The sequence below is a fragment of the Streptomyces sp. NPDC091287 genome (assembly GCF_044768525.1).
GTDB lineage: Bacteria > Actinomycetota > Actinomycetes > Streptomycetales > Streptomycetaceae > Streptomyces.
Map to the genome: position 1 here is coordinate 138,041 of NZ_JBIVUV010000005.1, position 17,322 is coordinate 155,362.

The window sequence follows — 17,322 nt, forward strand, 5'->3', positions numbered from 1 at the left end:
TGCCGGTACGCATACCCCGTACCGGCGCGATCACCAGCCGCGAGCCCCCGCGTCCGTCCGCCCCCTCACCCGGCGATGTCCGCGTACCCCTCGATCTCGCGCGGGTTCCGCGTCCCCGGGCCGATGTACGTCGCCGACGGGCGCACCAGGCGGCCCGTGCGCTTCTGCTCCAGGATGTGCGCCGACCAGCCCGCCGTACGGGCACAGGTGAACATCGACGTGAACATGTGCGCCGGGACCTCCGCGAAGTCCAGCACGATCGCCGCCCAGAACTCCACGTTCGTCGCCAGGACGCGGTCCGGACGCCGCGCGTGCAGCTCCTCCAGCGCCGCCTTCTCCAGCGCCTCCGCCACCTCGTAGCGCGGGGCGGCCAGCTCGCGGGCCGTGCGGCGCAGGACGCGGGCGCGGGGGTCCTCGGCGCGGTAGACGCGGTGGCCGAAGCCCATCAGGCGTTCGCCCCGGTCCAGGGCCTGCTTCACGTACGCGCTCGCGTCGCCCGTACGCTCGATCTCCTCGATCATGCCGAGGACCCGGGACGGGGCGCCGCCGTGCAGCGGGCCCGACATCGCGCCCACCGCACCGGACAGTGCGGCCGCGACGTCCGCGCCCGTCGAGGCGATGACCCGGGCCGTGAACGTCGAGGCGTTCATGCCGTGCTCGGCCGCCGACGTCCAGTAAGCGTCGACCGCCTTCACGTGTTTCGGGTCCGGCTCGCCGCGCCAGCGGATCATGAACCGCTCCACCACCGACTGCGCCTTGTCGATCTCGCTCTGCGGCACCATCGGCCGCCCCTGACCACGTGCCGACTGGGCGACGTAGGACAGCGCCATCACGGCCGCCCGCGCCAGGTCGTCGCGGGCGGTCGCCTCGTCGATGTCCAGCAGCGGCTTCAGACCCCAGACGGGGGCCAGCATCGCCAGCGCCGACTGCACGTCGACCCGGATGTCACCGGAGTGCACGGGGAGCGGGAACGGCTCGGCGGGCGGCAGCCCGGGGTTGAACGCCCCGTCCACCAGCAGGCCCCACACGTTTCCGAACGAGACATGGCCGACGAGATCCTCGATGTCGACCCCGCGGTAACGGAGCGAACCGCCTTCCTTGTCCGGTTCGGCGATCTCCGTTTCGAACGCGACGACTCCCTCAAGACCGGGTACGAAGTCGGACATCAGGCGGCTCCCTCAGTTCGGCGGGCGGCGGGCGGGCGGCAGACCCGGTTCGGCGGCCGTGGCGTACGGAGTGTGCATGTACCCGAAGGCGCGTGCGTGTACCCGGGAGGCCGCCGCTGTGCGAAGACCACAGGGGCCTGCCCCAAGATATTGGCGGGTTCCCACGGAGCGGGGAAGCGTGACATCCGGCACAGGACTCCATTTCGGCGGTGCGTGGTTACGGGCCCTCCCCGCCGGGCACACTCCGCCGCTGCGGCAGGATGGGCCTGTGCCCACACCAGAAGATTCCTGGGGATCCCTCCCCGACGATTGCACCACCGATCCGGCGGCGATGCGCGAGCAGTACCGCTCGGAGGACTTCACCGAGCGCGACCTCAGCCCCGATCCGATGGACCAGTTCGCCCGCTGGTTCCGCCAGGTCGCCGTCGGCGGGGTGCTGCACGAGCCCAACGCGATGATCGTCTCCACCGCCGCCCCGGACGGCCGCCCGTCCTCGCGCACCGTGCTCCTCAAGCAGTACGACGACCGGGGCTTCGTCTTCTTCACGAACTACGACTCCCGCAAGGGCCGCGAGCTGGCCGCCAACCCGTATGTCTCGCTGCTGTTCCCCTGGCACCCCATGGCCCGCCAGGTCATCGTCACCGGCACCGCCCTGCGCACCTCCCGCGAGGAGACCGTGGGTTACTTCCGCACCCGCCCGCACGGCTCCCAGCTCGGCGCGTGGGCCAGCGCCCAGTCCACCGTCGTCGGCTCCCGCGAGGAGCTGATCCGCCGGTACGAGGAGCTGGCCGCCCGCTACCCCGAGGGCGAGAAGGTCCCGGCCCCGCCGCACTGGGGCGGCTTCCGGGTGGTGCCCGAGACGATCGAGTTCTGGCAGGGGCACGAGAACCGGCTGCACGACCGGCTGCGGTACGTGAGGGAGGGCGACGAGCCGGGCGCCGGAAAATGGCGCGTGGAGCGGCTCTGCCCGTGATCCGCACCCCGCGGGCCCTGAGGCGTGCGGGAGGTCGTGAGAGGGCCGGCCGGAAAACGCAGAAACCCGCAGGCTCTGGTTCCTCCGTGCACAGAGGAGCCGGCCGGACTTACCGGCGAGCCTGCGGGTCGGTGACTGCTTGGGATTGGCCGGCGTCCGGCCATGCACTGCAAAAGAGTGCGACGACGGGCGTCAGCCCGCAGTCACCTCACGAGTCCGAGAAGAAATCACTTCCGGAACACCTCCTTTCCTGTGTGCCCACAGACTAGGAGCGTCCCGGATCCCGGTTCAAGCTATTTATCCGGCGACTTCTCCTCGCCCGTCCGACCGCCCCGTTCTAACCGCCTGCCCCTTCACCGTCTACCCACCGGTTTTCCCACCGGTGCTCGTCAGGCCCAGTGCTCCCCGGGCCTTCCGCAGGTCGACGAATGTGAACCCGGTGGCCTCCCGTCCGTCCTGCGCCGGGGTGGCGCTGCCGTCCTGGACGACGAGCAGGCCGCCCGGGTACCGGCTGCCGAGCGGTTCGGATCGCACCGCCGCGCCGTCGCAGACCTCGGACCCGTCCAGCGTCGCCGAGGCCGCCGTCACGCGGAAGCCGCCCGCGTACCGAGGGATGGCCCGGTTCTCGCGGCCGGCCCCGTTCTCGCGGCCGGTCCGGATGGCGTAAGCGGCGAAGGTGTCGTCACCCTGGCTGGAGGCCAGCAGATAACGGTCGCCGTTCCGCTCGGGGAGCAGGGTCAGCCCCTCCACGTCGGCCGAGATCCGGGTGCCGCCGAAGCCCGGGTCCTCACCGGGGGCGCACTCCTCGCTCTCCTCGTCGTACGTCCCCGGCACGCCGTACTCGCGGACCTTGTCGACCAGCACCGGCTTCCCCCGCAGGTCGGCGGGGATCCGCCAGATGCCCACGTCCTCCTGGCCGGCGTAGAGCGTGCCGTCGGCAGGGTCGACCACCATCCCCTCGACCTGGGGCAGTTCGCCCGGTTCGCCGCACGGCGTCCAGGACGTGCCGTCGGGCAGCCGGAAGGCGGAGGGCAGGTCGAGGCTCCGGACCTTGCGGTACGCCACGGTGCCGGACCGGGTCGGGAGCAGTTCCAGCAGCGCGACCGAGGTGCGGTTGCGCCGGCTGGCCAGGGCGTACGAACGGCCGCTGCGGCGGTCCGTCCAGGTGGCCAGGCCGTACGCCGTCGCCTGCTCGTCGACCTCGTCCTGATCGGCGGAGAACACCCGGGGCGCGGCCGGGTCGGTGACGTCGGTCAGCGGGCCGCCCGGCCGGGACGGGTCGATGCGGTGGATACGCAGCCGGTCGTGCCCCCGGTCGGAGGTGACGGCCAGGTCCGCCGTCCCGCCCGGGGACAGCCGCAGTCCGTGCACCAGGTCGACGTTGTTGAAGCGGCCCGGGGCGTCGTCGGGGCCCGGCGCGGCGGGCGCGGGCAGCGACTGCACCAGGCGGGCGTCCAGGTCGTAGACCCGCAGCCCGCCCTCCTTGGCGGTGGCGATCACCAGGCTGTCGTCCGGGGCGGCGGGATCGCGCCAGATCGCGGGGTCGTCCGCGTTGGCGTTGCCGCCCTGCTCGTCGTCGTACAGCGTGGCGGTCTCGGCGCGCGGGGTGACGGCGGGGAGCGGCCCGGGGCCGTCCTGCCGGGCGGCGGGAACCAAGGGCGTGGCGGGGACCAGGGGCGCGGCGGGTGCGGGCGCGGCGGCGACGAGTGTCGCGAGCGCGGCGCAGACAGCGAGGGCGGTCGTCGTCGCCGTCGCCGTCGGACGTGCGGTGCGGAAGGGCGTCACGGAGGAGCTCCTTGCGGTCGAGGGTCGGAGGAGCGGGGCCGGGGGCGGCGGGGAGAGGCAGAGCGGGCGGGCGGGGCCGTGCGGGCGGGCAGGGCTGTGCGGGCGGGCGGGGCTGTGCGGGCCGGGAGCGACCGGGGCCGCAGCGTGCCGAGATGCCCGAGGCGACGCCGAGGCGACCCGAGGCGTGCGAAGACGACCCGAGGCGTACCAAGGCGGGTGCGAGGGCGGGTGCGAGGGCGACCCAAGGATGGGCGGGGCCGGTGGACTCCGTGTGACGTCGTCACCACGCACCGCCGTGCCGCCGGTGAACTCCCCACGCCGGAGGGCTCGACGTGGACCGGCCGCCTTCGCGGTGTGGCGCGAAAGCGAGGGGAAACGATCGGGAGTCCACCGGTGGGGAAACGATTTCGGCGAAGTTGATGTGTGCTGGGTCACGTTCGAGTTGAATGGTCTGACGTGCAGCAATACACGCGGCGACGCGTGGGAAAACGGCCGACACGTGTCGCGGGGGGTGCGGAGTGGGTGCTTTCAGCAGCAGCGGGACCACCGACGAGCTCGGGCCGGACGAGGATTCCGGCGGCGGGCCGCCCGGGCGCTCCGCGGACCCCGGGTCCCCGGCCGGCGAGGGCGCGGCCCCCGGTGAGCCTCCCGGGTCCGAACTGCTGGCGGCTTTGCTCGACGGCATGGACGCCGCGCTCTGCGCGTTCGACGCGGCCGGCACGGTCACCCACTGGAACCGCGAGGCCGAACGCGTCCTCGGCTGGACGGCGCGCGAGGCCGTGGGACGTGCCGGCTTCGCGGGCTGGGCGGTGCGCAGGGCCGACGCGGACGAGGTACGGGCGCGGCTGATGTCGGCCATGGACGCGCCGGGGCGGCAGGTGCACGAGTTCGCGCTGCTGCGCAAGGACGGCGGCCGGGTGCTGGTGCGGACCCAGTCGGCCGGGGTGCGCGGCGCGGACGGGAAGCCGGCCGGGGTCTACTGCGCGTTCAGCGAGGTGCACGCCCAGATCGACCTGGAGCGGGCCATCGCGCTGAGCGAGGCACTGCTGGAGGACGCGTCCTGGGGCGTGGTCCTCGTCGACGTCGACCTGCGTCCGACGGTCGTCAACGCGTACGCGGCCCGTGCGCTCGGCGGGGGCCGCACCGCTCTCCTCGGCCGTCCGCTCGGCGAACTGGTGGTCCAGGGCGTCGAGGAGCTGGAGGCCGCCCTGCACCATGTGCTCGCCGAAGGCGCCCCGACCGCCCCGGCCGAGCTGTGGGTGACCCTGCGGACTGCGGAGGGCGAACGACGCCGGTGCTGGCGCAGCGGGTTCCTGCGGCTGGCCTCGCCGCTGACGGAGGAACCGGTCCCGCTCGGGGTGGGGTGGCTGTTCCGGGACGTCACCGCCGCGAAGCTCGCGGAGCAGGAGGCCGACCGGCTGCGGTTCCGGACGAGCCAGCTGCACCGGGCCGCCCGTACGGCCTCCGAGTGCGAGGACCCGATGGAGGCGGCGACCTCCCTGCTGGACTACGCGCTCGCCGGGTTCGCCGACCACGTCCTGGTCGACCTGGTGGCGGGCGGCCCGACGGCGGACGGGCGCCTGGTGCGTACCGCCGGAACCCCCTCGGACGGGCCCGGCCCGTGTCTGCCGGTCGCGGGCGGCTCCACCCCCGTCCGCTACGGCCCCGGCCACCCGGCCCTCCAGGCAGTCGAGCGCACCGGCTCGGTCCGTACGAGCGCGGGCGCCGGGGTCTCCGGAGGGCAGGCCTGGGCGATCGAGCGCCGCTGGCCCGGGGATGCGGCCCACGCCCTGTGCACCGTGCTCCGGAGCCGGGGCCGGACGCTGGGCGTGCTGACGTTCCTCCGCACGGCGCACCGGTCCGCCTTCGAGCGCCCGGACGCGGCGTACGCGGAGACGGTCGCGGCCCGGGTCGCGGGAGCGGTCGACCTGGCGCAGGTGACGGCGGGGGCGTAGACGGTCTCCCACCGCACGCCGCCACCGGCCGGCCAGGTCCCTCGTAGCCGTCCTCACGCCGCGTGCAGCGCCAGGGTCGGGGAGAGGCGGGACGCCCGGACCGCCGGATACAGGCCCGCCACCGTGCCGATGACCAGCGTCGCGCCGAAGCCGCCGCCGACCGCCCACAGCGGGACCACCCAGGGCAGCCCGCCGGAGTGCGCGTACACCCCCGTCGCCGCCGCGCCCAGTGCCACGCCCGCCAGGCCGCCCAGGCCGGACAGCATCAGCGATTCCGTGACGAACTGGATGCGGATCTGTCCCCGGGTCGCGCCCAGCGAGCGACGCAGACCGATCTCGTACCGCCGCTCCAGGACCGAGATGATCATGGTGTTGGCGACTCCGACGCCCCCGACGAGCAGGGCGATGCCGCCCAGACCCAGCAGCAGGCTGCTGAACGCCCCCTCGGTCGCCGCCTTCGCACGGAGCGCCGCCGAAGGATCGGTGACCTTGACGTTCTGCGGGTTCCGCGGGTCGACCGTCGCCGCCATCACCTTGCGTACGTCCTGCACGGCCGCGTCCGTCGAGCGCTCGTACACCGACGTCGGGTGGCCCTCGAAGTCCAGCAGGCGCTTCGCGCCCTCCCAGCCGACCAGCGCGGAGCGCTCGATCTCCGGGGCGAGGGGGAGCGGGGCGAGGATGCCGACGACCGTGAAGTTCCGGTCGCCCAGCCACACTTGCTGCCCCGGGGCGGTGATGCCCAGGCGCTCCGCCGACACATGGCCGAGGACGACGGAGGGGTAGCGTCCGGTCGCGGCGTTCAGCCAGCTGCCGCTGCCGACCTCGCCGCGCAGTACGCGGAGCAGGTCACCCGTCGTCGCCTTGACCGTGATCCCGCCCGTATCGCCCTCGTCGATCTTCTCGTTGCGGCGTACGGTCGCCTCCAGGTCGGCCGTCGCACCGACGTCCCTCACGCCCTTGATCCGGCCCACCATGCCGACCGACTCCTCGGGCAGCTCCACCTCCTCCCCGGCGAACATCGACTCACCCGGGGAGGCGACGAGGAGGTTGGTGCCCAACTTGTCCAGTTCGCGCAGCAGTTGTGCCTGGCTTGAGGCGGAGATGCCGACCACCGAGATCATCGTGGCGATGCCGATGGCGATGCCCAGCGCGGAGAGCACCACGCGCATCGGCCGGCTGCGCAACCCCGCCGAGCCGACGTGGGCCACGTCCCTGGGGCCCAGCCGGGCTGCCTTCAGTCGGCCCCTGCCCGCGCGGCTCACAGGCCCGCCCCCGTCACCACGGACGGTACGGAAGAAGGATTCCGTACGTCCGCGACCACCTGGCCGTCCCGGATCCGCACTTCGCGCGGCAACTCCCTCGCGATCTCCGTGTCGTGCGTGATGACCGCGATCGTGGCCCCCTCCCGGTTCAGCGCCCGCAGCAGTTCCATCACCGCCGCCCCCGACTCCGAGTCGAGCGCCCCGGTCGGTTCGTCGGCCAGCAGCAGCGCGGGCTCGCCGACCACGGCCCGGGCGATGGCGACCCGCTGCTTCTGGCCGCCCGACAGCTGGTGCGGCTTGTGGTCGAGGCGGTCCGCGAGCCCGACCCGGTCCAGGGCCTCGGCCGCTCTGCGGCGGCGTACGGAGCGGGAGAGGCCGGAGTAGAGCAGGCCTTCCGCCACGTTGTCCCGGGCGCTGACGCCCGGCACCAGGTGGAACGCCTGGAAGACGAAACCGACGTGCTGGGCCCGCAGCGCGGAGAGCCTGCGGTCCGAGAGCGCCGCCACGTCGTGGCCCGCTATGTGGACGGAGCCCGCGGTGGGGCGGTCCAGGGTGCCGATGATGTGCAGCAGCGTGGACTTGCCGGAGCCCGAGGGGCCCACGATGCCCAGGAGTTCGCCCTCCTGGACGGTGAGGTCCACCCCGCGCAGCGCGGCGACCGGGCCCGGGTACTCCTTGGTGACGCCGGAGAGGGCGACGACCGTACGAGAGCCGGGGCCCGTGTCCGTACCGACGTAACGGCTCATATCTTCGGCACCCCGACCTTCGCGCCCTCGCGCAGACCGCCGCCGGACACCTCGACCCGGCCCTCGGCGAACATGCCGAGCTCGACCTTCACCTCACGGACCGTGCCGCCCTGGACGACCTGGAGGCCGAAGCCGCCGCCGGGCAGGGCGAGCAGCGCGTTCACCGGGACGGTCAGGACGTTCTCACGGGTCTCGCCCGTCAGGTTCACCGTGACCGGCGACTGGTCGAAACCGCCGACCTCGTCCGGATCGTCGAAGGATACGGTCAGGGTGACCTTGGGACTGTCGTCCTGCGGATCGTCGCCCGGCTTCGCGGTCCGACCGACCGAGGAGACCTTCCCCGGCGCGGTCGTGCCGTCCGGCAGGTCCACGGTGACCTTCGTGCCCACCTTCGCCAACTGGCTCTCGGCCACGTCCAGCAGGAACGTCACGATGCGCTCGGAACCGGTCGTTTCGAGGACCGGGGCGCCGGGCTGGGCCTGTTCGCCCACGCCCGCCCCGATGCTCTTGATCCGGACCTTCCCCGGGGCGAACGTGATGTCCGCAGGACCGACCTTCCCGGCCTGCTTCGCGTCGTGGGACTTCTGCCAGCGCTTGACGGCCGCCGCCGTCAGCTCGGTGTACTCCTCGTCCGGGGTGAAGCCCGTGTAGCCCAGCTCCGCGAGATTGCGCTCCAGCTGCTCCACGTCCCGGCCCTTGTCACCCGCCTCCAGCGTCCGGTACATGGGTCCGGAGCCGTACATCAGGCGCACCGGCCGACCGTCGATCTCGTACAGCCGCTCGTTGCGCTCCACGGCCGAGCCGGTGCGCGGCGTCCAGGTCATGGTGCCCACCGCGCCCGCGTTGATCTTGCGCTCCTTGTCGTAGCCGAGCGTCCCGTCGGCCTGGGCGCTGTCGCGCAGATCCCCGCGCTCGACCGGGGCGGTGGCCGGGGGCAGCCCGGGGTTCTTCGCCTCCCCGCCCTCCTCCCGGCCGCCGAGCTGGGTGAGTGCGAGGGAGCCGGCGGCCACGGCGAGGACCACCGCTGCTGCCGCCACGGCCCGTCCCCGCCTCATCGGCCGACGCTTTCGCACGCCTTGTTGGCCTTCTCGAACTTCTTCATGTCCTTCGGCTTCAGCGCGGGCGCCGCCTGCATCGCTCCGCCGTCGAACTTGGGGTCGGGCATGTCGAAGCCGTTCTTGCGCATGCACCGGGCGAAGGCGACCATCTTGTCCTTCTCCGCCTGCGTCAGCTCCTTGGCCCCTCCGCCGACCGCCTTGTCCTCGCAGGCCTTGAACGCCTTCTCCATCTCCTTCTTGTTCATGGAGCCGCCGTCGATGGTGATGCCGACACCGTCCTGGCCCGGCTTCGGCTCGGGGATGTCCAGGCCCTGGTCACGGAGGCACTTTCGGTGCTCCAGCGCCTGGTCCTCCTTCGTCTTCTTGCTGCCGGAGGCCGATCCACCGTTCTTCGTGCCGCTGCCGTCGCCGGAGCACGCGGTGGCCGTCAGAGCGAGGGCGGCGGCGATGACACAGGCGGTGGCGATGCCGCGGCCCCGCGAACGCGCGGCGGTCCGGCGGGAAAGGGTCTGGTCCATGGGGGCTCCTCGTCGGTTGCTGACAGGCCGGTTACGTCGGTCACGTCGGCCCGAGCGTGCGCGAGGACGCTGTTTCGTTTCTCTCAGCCCGGATGCTTACACCGACGAAACATCGCTTTCGGGTACACAGGGCCCATGCGCGTGCTGGTGGTGGAGGACGAGGAATTCCTGGCGGAGATGATCGCCGAGGGGCTGCGCCGTGACGCCGTCGCCGTGGACATCGCCCCCGACGGGCGGGCGGCGCTGGAGAGGCTGCGGTTCGGCGCGTACGACGTGATGATCCTCGACCGCGATCTGCCGGGACTGCACGGCGACGAGGTGTGCCGCCGCGTCGTCGACCTGCGCCTGCTGACCCGGATCCTGATGCTCACCGCCGCGGGGACCGTACGGGACCGGGTGGCCGGCCTCGGGCTCGGCGCCGACGACTACCTGACCAAGCCGTTCGCGTACGACGAACTCCTCGCCCGGGTCCTCGCCCTCGGCCGCCGCGCCCGCCCAGCCCTGCCGCCCGTCCTGGAACGGGCCGGACTGAGGCTGGACACCGCCCGCCGCCAGGTCTGCCGCGACGGGCGCTTCCTCTCCCTCTCCCGCAAGGAGTTCGCCGTGCTGGAAACCCTGCTGCGGGCCGAGGGCGCCGTCGTCAGCGGTGACGACCTGATCGAGGAGGTGTGGGAGGAGGACACCAGCTACCGCACCAACGCGGTCCGCGTCACGCTCTCCAAGCTCCGCGCCAAGCTCGGCGCGCCCCCGGTGATCGAGACGGTCCCGGGCGCCGGCTACCGCATCGGGGATACCCCCGAGGCGGGTACGGGGAGCGACCGGTGAACAGCGAGCGCGCCCGTATCGCCGCGCTGTACGGCGGCCTGCTGGTCATGGCCGGCGTCCTGCTCATGGCCATCGTCTACCTGCTGGTCAGCGAGGGCGTGTACGCCAGCATCGGCACCGCCGTGGCCCCGGCGGTCCCCGCCTCCCGGATGGACGCCTCCGTCACCGCCCCCATGCTGCCGTCGTCGGACTGGGCGCGGGCCACGACGCTCGAACCCGGCCAGATCGCGGTCGCGCGGAAGGTCAGCACCGCCGCCGGGGACGCCGCGCTCAGCCAGTTGCTGACCGTCTCCGGGGTCTCCCTTGCCGTCTACTCCGCGCTCTCCGTCGCCCTCGCCTGGTGGATGGCGGGCCGGGTGCTGCGGCCGGTCGGCGTCATCACCGCCCGCGCCCGCCGGCTGTCCGGCAGCAACCTGCACGAACGCCTCGCGCTGAAGGCTCCGCCCGGCGAGCTGAAGGAGCTGGCCGACACCTTCGACGGGATGCTCGACCGGATCCAGGAGCTGGTCGCCGCCCGGCAGCGGTTCGCCGCCAACGCCGCCCATGAGCTGCGCACCCCGCTCGCCGTGCAGCGGGCCGCCGCCGAGATCGGGCTCGCCGACGATCCGCCGCCCGAGAAGGTCGCCTGGATCCGGGACAAGCTCATCGACACCGCCACGAGCAGTGAGCGGCTCATCGAGGGGCTGCTGCTCCTCGCGGTCTCCGACGAGGGCCTGCGGCGGCGGGAGCGGGTCGCCCTGGACGAGACCACCACCACGGTCACCGAGGCGCTGGCCGCCGAGGCGAAGGAACGGTCCATCAGCGTCGAGGTGACGGCCCGGCCGGTGACGGTCGAGGGCGACGCGGTCCTGCTCGACCACCTCGTGCACAACCTGGTCGCCAACGCGCTGCGCCACAACCACCCCGGCGGGACCGTACGGGTCCGGGTCGGGCCGGACGGACTGGAGGTCGCCAACACCGGGCCCGTGGTGGACCCGGCGACCGTGCCGCTGCTGTTCGAGCCGTTCCGCCGTGCGCGGGCCCGCCGCCACGCGCCCGGCGAGGGCGCGGGCCTCGGGCTCTCCATCGTGGCGTCGGTGGCACGGGCGCACGGCGGGGACGCCGGCGCGAGCGCCAACCTGGGCGGGGGGCTGACGGCCCGGGTCGTGCTGCCGACGCGCCCCCCGGAGGCCCGGGCGCAGGGTCGGGACACCGGGCGGGTCCCGGCGGCAGGGGCTCAGTGGCGGTAGAAGATCCGGTCCCGGTACTCCGTCATGACCCGGCCGTTCCACTCGTGGCCGCCGTCGACGTTGCCCGAGCGCAGCATCGGCGGCTCGATGCCCCGGGCCACCAGCTGCTCGACGGCGGCGGCCAACATCGCCTGCATGATCGCGCTGGTCACCACGGTCGAGGCGGGGGCGAAGGGGGCGTCGACGCCGGGGGCCGTCAGCTCCGCGTCGCCGATCGCGATCTTGCTGTCCAGGACGATGTCGCAGTGGTCGCGCAGGAAGCCGCCCGAGGCGTGCCGGGAGCGGGTGCTCTCCGCGTACGCGACCGAGGTGAGGCCGATGACCTTCAGTCCGAGGGCGCGGGCGTTCTGCGCCATCTCGACCGGCAGGGCGTTGCGCCCGGACAGCGAGACGATCACCAGGAGGTCCCCGGCGGTGGCGGGGCTGGAGTCCAGGACGGCCGAGGCGAGCCCGTCGACCCGCTCCAGCGCCGAGCCGAGCGTGGCGGGCATGACGTCCACGCCGACCACGCCGGGCACGGTGAGCAGGTTCATCAGCGCCAGGCCGCCCGCGCGGTAGACGACGTCCTGGGCGGCCAGTGAGGAGTGGCCCGCGCCGAAGGCGAAGAGCCTGCCACCGGACTCGACGGTGTCCGCGACGGCCGCGCCGGCGGCGGCGATGTTGTCCGCCTCCTCGTCCCGCACCCGCGTCAGCAGGCCGATCGCCGCATCGAAGAACTGACCGGCCAGCTTGCTGTCGCTCATCGGGGGAGCCCTTTCGACGGGGGATGGGGCGGTGCGGGAATGCCGGTGCCGCCGATCACGTTGCGGTCTGGACCAGTGGACTGTCAATAGCGCCCTGTGGCCCCGGCCGCACGCATTTCCCCCGGATTCCTCCCCCGCCTTCCTCCCGTCTTCCGCCGGGGCGGCACGGTTGTCGGCGCTATGCGTCAGAATTGGTGCAGGGCCATCGCACGACGTTTTCTAGTCACAGCATCGAGGGGCACGAATGTCCGGACTGATCGACACCACGGAGATGTATCTCCGCACCATCCTCGAACTGGAAGAGGAAGGCGTGGTCCCCATGCGCGCCCGCATCGCCGAACGGCTGGACCAGAGCGGTCCGACCGTCAGCCAGACGGTGGCCCGCATGGAGCGCGACGGACTGGTCCAGGTCGCGGGGGACCGCCATCTGGAGCTGACCGAGGAGGGCCGCCGCCTCGCCACCCGCGTCATGCGCAAGCACCGGCTCGCCGAGTGTCTGCTCGTGGACGTCATCGGCCTGGAGTGGGAGCAGGTCCACGCCGAGGCCTGCCGCTGGGAGCACGTGATGAGCGAGGCGGTGGAGCGGCGGGTGCTGGAGCTGCTGCGTCACCCGACCGAGTCGCCGTACGGGAATCCCATCCCGGGCCTGGAGGAGCTGGGCGAGAAGGCCGGGGCCGACCCGTTCCTGGACGACTCCATGGTGAGCCTGGCCGAGCTCGACCCGGGCACGGAGGGCAAGACCGTGGTCGTGCGCCGGATCGGGGAGCCGATCCAGACCGACGCCCAGCTGATGTACACGCTGCGCAGGGCCGGGGTGCAGCCCGGGTCCGTCGTCAGTGTGACCGAGTCGCCCGGCGGGGTGCTGGTCGGCTCCAGCGGGGAGGCGGCCGAGCTCGACTCCGAGGTCGCCTCGCACGTCTTCGTCGCCAAGCGCTGACCCGGCTTCCGCCCGTTGCTGACGCGTTCGTCGCCCCGTATCGGCCCGGTGGCCGACCGTGTGTCGGTCGCGGCAACACAACCGTGATGTGTGCTTGCCGATTTCCGTCCGGAACGCCAGCGGCCGGACGCGTCACATGCCAGGCTGAGGCCAGGCAGAGGACCTGAGGGTGTCGGCCGGCTCCGGCCGGCACGGTCGGGGAGGGAGCAGGGAATGCGCCCGTCGTACCAACACGCGCACCGCACGGTGCCCGGCGCGCTTCTCAACGCCCTGAGGAATGCCCTGAACCCGGCAGGTGCGGGGCGGTTCGCGCTGCGGCCTGCCATCGTTGTCGAAAGTGTCGGGCGCGGTGCCAGGACAGGGGGCGGCCCCGGCGTCCGAAGGCGCCGGGGCCGTTCCTCCCCTGTGCTGACCTGGAGCCCCGAGCTCTCAAGGTCAGTTCCCGCGGGCCCCTGTCCCCGAGCGGCCCGCCTCCCGCTGAAGATCTCCCCAGGCCGGTCGGCATCAATCCTCAACGGGTGTCACTCGAACGTGGGGTCTTCGGTGGCGGAGCCTCATTTTCGAATAAGAGTTCGATAGCCTGGCGGGGTGCGACCACACGGTGATCGAGGACCAGAAGGGGGTGCCAGGACTATGGTGCGGCGCATCGATGTGACCGGAACCGACGGCGTACGCCTCGCGGCATGGGAGTTCGCCGATCCGCCCAAGGGGCGCGCCGAAGCGGACACCGCGCCCGGGGTCTTACTGCTGCACGGGCTGATGGGCCGGGCCTCGCACTGGGCCCCGACCGCCCGCTGGCTGTCCGAACGGCACCGCGCGGTCGGCCTCGACCAGCGGGGCCACGGCCGCAGCGACAAGCCCGCCGACGGCCCGTACACCCGCGACGCCTACGTCTCCGACGCCGAGGCCGCGATCGAACAGCTCGGGCTCGGACCCGTCACCGTCGTCGGCCACGCCATGGGAGCGCTCACAGGCTGGCAGCTCGCCGCCAAACGCCCCGACCTCGTCCGTGCCCTCGTCGTCTGCGACATGCGGGCCTCCGCCCTCGGGGCGGCCTCCCAGCGCGAGTGGAGCGACTGGTTCGACTCCTGGCCGCTGCCCTTCGCCACCCTCGCCGACGTACGGAAGTGGTTCGGCGAGGACGACCCCTGGGTGGAGCGGCCGAACCCCTCGCGCGGCGAGTTCTACGCGGAGGTGATGGCCGAGCGGGAAGACGGCTGGCGCCCCGTCTTCTCCCGCCACCAGATGCTCCGCACCCGCGCCACCTGGGTCTTCGACGCCCACTGGGAGGAGCTGGCCCAGGTCCAGTGCCCCGCGCTGGTGCTACGCGGCCTCGACGGGGAGCTGGGCCGCGCCGAGGCCCAGGAGATGGTCCGGGTCCTGCCCCGCGGCCAGTACGCGGAAGTGGCGGACGCGGGCCACCTCGTCCACTACGACCAGCCGGAGGGCTGGCGGGCCGCGGTCGAACCCTTCCTGGAACAGCTGAGGGCTGTCCCGTAATCCGAGGGCAACCGGGACGACCGCGAACCGGTCTCCCCGTAGCCCCGGCGGATCGGACCGGAACCGGCCGGACCGGCGGACCTGACCGGCCCGGCAGCCCTCGGCCCTCAGCCCTTGCTGACCGCCGCCAGGATCTCCGGCAGCCGGGCCGCCGTGCGCCGCGCGGCGATCCGCAGCCCCACCCACCCGACGAGCGCCCCGTACACGAGCCCGCCCGGCACCAGGAGCCACAGCGCGTCGTGGTGGTCCGTGACGTGCATCCAGACGGTCGGCGCGATCACCGGCGCGGCCAGCAGCGCGGCGGCCACCATCCCGCCGAGGATGGAGATCCAGGCCAGGCCGCCCTGCCCCGGCACCACGTTCTTGAACGCGCCCTCCTGCGGAATCGAGTACGGGAACAGCGCCGAGGCCACCGCGCCCGTCGCCAGCATCGAGCCCAGCAGCGCGAACGACAGGCCGAGCGCCCCCGGCAGCGCCTGCCAGTCGCCGATCACCGCCGCCGTCACCGCACAGACGAGCAGCGTGAACGGCAGGGTGAGCAGCAGCAGGACCAGCGCCCGCGCCCGCAGTTCGACGTACGCGTCCCGGGGCGAGGAGATCGTCAGCGCCACCATCCAGAAGGCCGAGGTGTCCTGGCCGAACTGGTTGTACATCTGCATGCCGAGCATCCCGGCGGCGAAGCACGCGAAGTAGACCGAGCCGGTGCCCTGGACCGCGTTGAGCAGCGGCACGATCGCCCCGACCGCCAGCGCCGTCACCCAGGCCGCCTTGGTCTTCGGGTCCCGGGCCACGTACCGCAGGCTGCGCTGCATCACCGTCGCGGTGCGGCCCTCCGGCAGCAGCGCCGACAGACCGCCCCGGCCGGACTCCTTACGGGCCGGCTCGGCCGCCGCCAGGGTCGAACCGTCCGGCGAGGTCATCAGCCTCACCAGGGTCCGCTGCCACATCCACATCAGCGCCGCCAGGGCCACCACCGTGATCAGGAGCTGGGCGACCGCGACCCCGTACGCGCCGTCCGAGGCCGCGTCCACCGACGCCACGGCGGAGGCGCCGGGCAGCCAGCGGACCACGTCGCCCGCCGGTTCCAGCGTGGACAGCCCGCCCGCCCGACCGAGCCGCTGCGCGCCGAAGTTGACGAACTGGATGCCCACCGCGATCACCAGCCCGCTGAGCACCGCGAGGTCGCGGCCCTTGCGGGAGTTCAGCAGCCGGACGTTGGCCGTGGCCACCGCCCGGGACAGCGCCACGCAGAGCAGCATCGTCAGCGGGACCGCGAGCACCGCGAACACCACGCCCGCCGCCCCGTGCGCCAGCGCGATGACCGAACCGACCACCAGGCACAGGGTGAACAGCGGGCCGATGCCGATCATCGAGGACACCAGCAGGGCCCGGATCAGCGGCTCCGGCCGCAGCGGCAGCATCACCAGCCGGGTCGGGTCGAGGGTGTCGTCACCGCTCGGGAAGAACAGCGGCAGCACCGCCCAGCCGAGCGCCACGACACCGGTCAGCAGCACCACGACGGTGCCCGCGTGCGCGTTGCCGCGCAGCAGCACCAGGCCGAGCACCTGACCCGCGGCGAGCAGCAGCGTGAAGACCAGGGAGGTGATGAACACCGCCTTGCGCCCGGAGGACTGCCGCAGTCCGTTGCGCAGCAGCGTCAGCTTGAGCCGGACGAAGACCGGGGTCAGGCCCGTCGTCGGCGCCGCGGGGACGGCCGAGGTGACCGGGGCGTCCAGCACGCTCATCGGGAGCCGCCCAGCCAGTCGAGGGAGTCGCCGGCGTCCCGGCCGCCCGCGCCGACCAGTTCGAGGAAGGCGTTCTGCAGCGAGGGGGCGTCGCCGCGCACCTCGGCCAGTGTGCCCTGCGCCTTGATCCGGCCCGCCGCCATCACGGCGACCCAGTCGCACAGCGACTCGACCAGCTCCATCACATGGCTGGAGAAGACCACGGTCGCCCCGGACCGGGTGTAGCGCTCCAGCACCCCCCGGATGGTCTGCGCCGAGACCGGGTCGACGCCCTCGAACGGCTCGTCCAGGAAGAGCACTTCGGGGTTGTGGAGCAGGGCCGCCGCGAGCCCGATCTTCTTCCGCATGCCGGTCGAGTAGTCCACGACCAGCTTGTGCTGCGAGCCCGCGAGATCCAGCACGTCCAGCAGCTGGGTGGCCCGCTTGTCCACCTCGTCCCCCGGCAGGCCGCGCAACCGCCCGTTGTAGGCGAGCAGTTCACGCCCCGAGAGCCGCTCGAACAGCCGCAGCCCCTCCGGCAGCACCCCGATCCGGGACTTCACCTCGACCGGGTCCGTCCACACGTCGTGGCCCGCGACCTCGATCTTTCCCAGGTCGGGCCGCAGCAGCCCGGTGACCATCGAGAGCGTCGTCGTCTTGCCCGCCCCGTTGGGTCCCACCAGGCCGATGAACTTCCCCGCGGGCAGCTCCAGATCGATCCCCGCGACGGCGACCTGATCCCCGAACCGCTTCCACAGCCCCTGTACGCGGACGGCGGGCCGCGCCTCCTGGGCACCGCCCGCCGCGTCTGTCTCCGCGTCTGTCTCCACGCCTGTGTTCGTACGTGCATCTGCCCGGTCCGGCATGGCACAGCCTTTCGATATCCCCATAGATGGGGACC

15 protein-coding genes are annotated in these 17,322 nt (G+C 72.9%); 6 read left to right on the forward strand and 9 right to left on the reverse strand.

Going from position 1 to position 17,322, the window contains the following annotated elements:
• Positions 1–65: 65 nt before the first annotated feature.
• Positions 66–1,166 (reverse strand): citrate synthase 2, encoded by a 1,101-nt coding sequence (locus ACIQRW_RS09555; RefSeq protein WP_403756781.1) that lies wholly within the window; start codon positions 1,164–1,166, stop codon positions 66–68.
• Positions 1,167–1,497: 331 nt separating this feature from the next.
• On the opposite strand from ACIQRW_RS09555, the gene pdxH reads away from it, so the two are divergent.
• Positions 1,498–2,139, forward strand: a complete 642-nt coding sequence (pdxH, locus tag ACIQRW_RS09560) for a pyridoxamine 5'-phosphate oxidase (protein WP_403757426.1) — start codon at positions 1,498–1,500, stop codon at positions 2,137–2,139.
• Positions 2,140–2,499: 360 nt separating this feature from the next.
• Here the strand turns inward: pdxH and ACIQRW_RS09565 are convergent, their stop codons facing one another.
• The gene (locus ACIQRW_RS09565) at positions 2,500–3,924 is read right to left on the reverse strand and encodes a phytase (protein WP_403756784.1); all 1,425 of its coding nucleotides are present in this window, start codon (positions 3,922–3,924) and stop codon (positions 2,500–2,502) included.
• Positions 3,925–4,442: 518 nt separating this feature from the next.
• On the opposite strand from ACIQRW_RS09565, the gene ACIQRW_RS09570 reads away from it, so the two are divergent.
• Positions 4,443–5,879: a PAS domain-containing protein gene (locus tag ACIQRW_RS09570; RefSeq protein ID WP_403756787.1), complete on the forward strand. Its 1,437-nt coding sequence runs from the start codon at positions 4,443–4,445 to the stop codon at positions 5,877–5,879.
• Between the two features lie 53 nt (positions 5,880–5,932).
• Here ACIQRW_RS09570 and ACIQRW_RS09575 read toward each other — a convergent pair whose 3' ends face one another.
• From ACIQRW_RS09575 to ACIQRW_RS09590, 4 genes are read right to left on the reverse strand one after another with little or no spacing between them, the layout of a single operon-like run.
• The gene (locus ACIQRW_RS09575) at positions 5,933–7,141 is read right to left on the reverse strand and encodes an ABC transporter permease (RefSeq protein WP_403756790.1); all 1,209 of its coding nucleotides are present in this window, start codon (positions 7,139–7,141) and stop codon (positions 5,933–5,935) included.
• Positions 7,138–7,887: an ABC transporter ATP-binding protein gene (locus ACIQRW_RS09580; RefSeq protein WP_403756793.1), complete on the reverse strand. Its 750-nt coding sequence runs from the start codon at positions 7,885–7,887 to the stop codon at positions 7,138–7,140. Before ACIQRW_RS09580 ends, ACIQRW_RS09575 begins: the two co-directional genes overlap by 4 nt.
• Complete coding sequence (locus tag ACIQRW_RS09585) at positions 7,884–8,942, reverse strand: efflux RND transporter periplasmic adaptor subunit (protein WP_403756796.1); 1,059 nt, start codon at positions 8,940–8,942, stop codon at positions 7,884–7,886. The genes ACIQRW_RS09580 and ACIQRW_RS09585 overlap by 4 nt, the downstream gene beginning before the upstream one ends.
• Complete coding sequence (locus ACIQRW_RS09590; RefSeq protein ID WP_403756799.1) at positions 8,939–9,463, reverse strand: hypothetical protein; 525 nt, start codon at positions 9,461–9,463, stop codon at positions 8,939–8,941. The genes ACIQRW_RS09585 and ACIQRW_RS09590 overlap by 4 nt, the downstream gene beginning before the upstream one ends.
• 135 nt (positions 9,464–9,598) lie before the next feature.
• On the opposite strand from ACIQRW_RS09590, the gene ACIQRW_RS09595 reads away from it, so the two are divergent.
• Positions 9,599–10,288, forward strand: coding sequence for a response regulator transcription factor (locus tag ACIQRW_RS09595; protein ID WP_403756802.1), 690 nt, complete (start codon positions 9,599–9,601; stop codon positions 10,286–10,288).
• On the forward strand, positions 10,285–11,517 hold the full coding sequence (locus ACIQRW_RS09600) for a sensor histidine kinase (RefSeq protein WP_403756804.1): 1,233 nt from the start codon (positions 10,285–10,287) through the stop codon (positions 11,515–11,517). The genes ACIQRW_RS09595 and ACIQRW_RS09600 overlap by 4 nt, the downstream gene beginning before the upstream one ends.
• On the opposite strand, the gene ACIQRW_RS09605 is transcribed toward ACIQRW_RS09600, so the two are convergent.
• Entirely contained in the window at positions 11,505–12,260 is a 756-nt protein-coding gene (locus ACIQRW_RS09605; RefSeq protein ID WP_279566717.1) for an SIS domain-containing protein, read from the reverse strand. The genes ACIQRW_RS09600 and ACIQRW_RS09605 overlap by 13 nt on opposite strands.
• Before the next feature lie 244 nt (positions 12,261–12,504).
• On the opposite strand from ACIQRW_RS09605, the gene ACIQRW_RS09610 reads away from it, so the two are divergent.
• Positions 12,505–13,197: a metal-dependent transcriptional regulator gene (locus tag ACIQRW_RS09610; RefSeq protein ID WP_361875138.1), complete on the forward strand. Its 693-nt coding sequence runs from the start codon at positions 12,505–12,507 to the stop codon at positions 13,195–13,197.
• A gap of 633 nt (positions 13,198–13,830) precedes the next feature.
• Entirely contained in the window at positions 13,831–14,697 is an 867-nt protein-coding gene (locus ACIQRW_RS09615) for an alpha/beta fold hydrolase (protein ID WP_403756807.1), read from the forward strand.
• 107 nt (positions 14,698–14,804) lie between these two features.
• On the opposite strand, the gene ACIQRW_RS09620 is transcribed toward ACIQRW_RS09615, so the two are convergent.
• Both ACIQRW_RS09620 and ACIQRW_RS09625 read right to left on the reverse strand, forming a co-directional pair.
• Positions 14,805–16,442: a transporter gene (locus ACIQRW_RS09620; RefSeq protein WP_403756810.1), complete on the reverse strand. Its 1,638-nt coding sequence runs from the start codon at positions 16,440–16,442 to the stop codon at positions 14,805–14,807.
• Entirely contained in the window at positions 16,439–17,287 is an 849-nt protein-coding gene (locus tag ACIQRW_RS09625; protein ID WP_403756813.1) for an ABC transporter ATP-binding protein, read from the reverse strand. Before ACIQRW_RS09625 ends, ACIQRW_RS09620 begins: the two co-directional genes overlap by 4 nt.
• Between the last annotated feature and the right edge of the window lie 35 nt (positions 17,288–17,322).